Annotated in this window: 2 protein-coding genes; both read left to right on the top strand. The window is 65.8% G+C overall.

Annotated features, from left to right (window positions below; translation table 11 throughout):
- Window positions 1-395, top strand: a 395-nt coding sequence (locus FJ980_RS32145) for an ABC transporter substrate-binding protein (RefSeq protein ID WP_246676670.1), incomplete at its 5' end; no start/stop codon positions are given.
- Window positions 388-1,326: ABC transporter ATP-binding protein (locus FJ980_RS32140; protein WP_140547508.1), on the top strand; the 939-nt coding region annotated here is incomplete at its 3' end. The genes FJ980_RS32145 and FJ980_RS32140, both read left to right, overlap by 8 nt.

The raw sequence follows: 1,326 nt of genomic DNA, 5'->3' as shown, positions 1-1,326 counted from the left end.
AGCTCCACATGCGCTGCGACATGGCGCCTTTCACCGACAAGCGCGTGCGCCAGGCGCTGGCGCTGTGCATCGACCGTTCCAAGCTGGTGGATGGGCTGTGCCGCGGGATGGCGGCGACCGGCAATGACAGCCCGTTTGCGCCGGCCTTCCCCGCGACCGACAGAACGGTGCCGCAGCGCGCCCAGGACATCGCCAAGGCCAAGCAGCTTATGGAAGCCGTGGGCCTCGGCAGCGGCTTCGACATCACGCTGACGACGCTGCGCTACTCCGACATTCCCGGCTACGCGCAGCTGTTCCAGAACTTCGCCAAGGAGATCGACGCGCTCGCCATCGCCTCGCTGGTGATCGGCGTCAACCTGGCGGCCGACGGCGTGCATGGAGCGTTCAATGACTGAACCCTCCAAGACCCGGAACGCGAAGGCCCAGAACGCACTCGACCTCAACGATCTGTCGGTCGCCTATCGTGTTTCCGGCCGAAACCGGGCGGTGCTGCGCAATCTCAGCCTGACCATCGGCCAGGGCGAGGCCTATGGGTTGGTCGGCGAATCCGGCTGCGGCAAATCCACGGTCGCCCTTTCCGTCGTGCGCTACCTGCCGCGAAACGGTTCCATATCAGGCGGCGCGATCTCGCTCGACGGACAGGACGTCATGAAGCTCGATGCCGAGGAGCTCAGAAAGATGCGAGCCGAAAGCGTCTCAATGGTCTATCAGGACCCCGGCAAGGCGCTGAACCCGTCGATCCGCATCGGTCGCCAGCTGTCCGAGATCTTCGAGCTTGGGGGCAAAACGGGGCAGGGAGCCGAGGATCGCGCAATCGCCATGCTGAACCGGGTGCGGATCTCCGATCCGGTCAGCGTCATGCAACGCTATCCGCACCAGCTTTCCGGCGGCATGCAGCAGCGCGTGGCGATCGCCATGGCGCTGGCCAACGATCCTTCGATGCTGATCCTGGATGAGCCAACGACCGGCCTCGACGCGACCGTCGAAGCCGAGGTGCTCGACCTGATCGCGCAGCTGCGGCAAGAATTGTCGGCCTCGATCCTGTTCATCAGCCACAATCTCGCCGTCGTCTCCAACATGTGCGATCGCGTCGGCGTGCTCTATGCCGGCATGCTGGTCGAGGAAGGACCGACGGAGGCCGTCTTCAACGATCCGCGCCATCCCTATACGGTAGCGCTGCTGCGCTGCCTGCCGCGCGGCGGCCAGCGCAAGGACCAGGGCCGCCTCGACACCATCCCGGGCTTCCTGCCGGGCATTGGCGCCGACATCAAGGGCTGCGCCTTCGCCGACCGCTGCGCGCTCGCGGACGACCGCTGCCGCACCGAA

The organism is Mesorhizobium sp. B1-1-5 (assembly GCF_006443065.1).
In the GTDB taxonomy this organism is placed as follows: domain Bacteria; phylum Pseudomonadota; class Alphaproteobacteria; order Rhizobiales; family Rhizobiaceae; genus Mesorhizobium.
Note: the sequence above shows the minus strand (reverse complement) of the source record. Positions and strands in the feature narration are given on the sequence as shown.